The organism is Streptococcus oralis, from assembly GCF_003943825.1.
GTDB classification, from domain to species: domain Bacteria; phylum Bacillota; class Bacilli; order Lactobacillales; family Streptococcaceae; genus Streptococcus; species Streptococcus oralis_CD.
Map to the genome: position 1 here is coordinate 1 of NZ_RJNJ01000039.1, position 937 is coordinate 937.

Annotated in this window: 1 protein-coding gene; it reads left to right on the forward strand. The window is 44.6% G+C overall.

Features of this window, described 5'->3' with window-relative positions; genetic code table 11:
* Window positions 1-891, forward strand: an 891-nt coding sequence (locus D8863_RS10415) for a pyridoxal phosphate-dependent aminotransferase (RefSeq protein WP_142999485.1), incomplete at its 5' end; no start/stop codon positions are given.
* Between the last annotated feature and the right edge of the window lie 46 nt (window positions 892-937).

Here is a 937-nt window from a genome sequence, read left to right on the forward strand (position 1 = left end):
GTCATGTCCATGCAGGGGCTTTTGGACAATGGAGATGAGGTCTTGGTGCCCATGCCAGACTATCCTCTCTGGACAGCCGCGGTCAGCCTAGCTGGGGGAAATGCCGTTCACTATATCTGTGATGAAGCTGCAGAATGGTACCCAGATATTGACGATATTAAGTCAAAAATCACTTCAAATACCAAGGCTATTATTCTCATCAATCCAAATAATCCGACAGGAGCCCTTTATCCCAAGGAACTCTTGTTAGAGATTATCGAGATTGCCCGTCAAAACGACTTGATTATCTTTGCGGATGAAATTTACGACCGTATGGTCATGGACGGTCATGAGCATGTCTCAGTAGCTAGCCTGGCTCCAGATGTCTTCTGCGTCAGCATGAATGGTCTGTCAAAATCTCACCGTATCGCTGGCTTCCGTATAGGATGGATGGTCTTATCAGGACCTAAGACACATGTCAAGGGCTATATTGAAGGGCTCAATATGCTGTCCAACATGCGCCTTTGCTCTAACGTTTTGGCCCAGCAAGTCGTACAAACCTCGCTAGGTGGGCACCAGTCGGTGGACGAATTGCTCCTTCCTGGTGGACGGATCTACGAGCAAAGAAACTTCATTTACAATGCCATTCAAGATATTCCTGGTTTATCTGCTGTTAAACCCAAAGCCGGACTTTATATTTTCCCTAAAATTGACCGCAATATGTATCGCATCGATGATGATGAACAGTTTGTCCTCAATTTCTTGAAGCAAGAGAAGGTTCTCTTGGTTCATGGTCGCGGTTTTAACTGGAAAGAACCAGACCATTTTCGTATTGTTTACCTCCCTCGTATAGATGAATTAGCACAAATCCAAGAAAAGATGACTCGTTTCTTGAAACAGTATCGTAGATAGGGCTTACATGAGAAAAAGCTGGAAACATTTGCCTAGAGCTATTGAC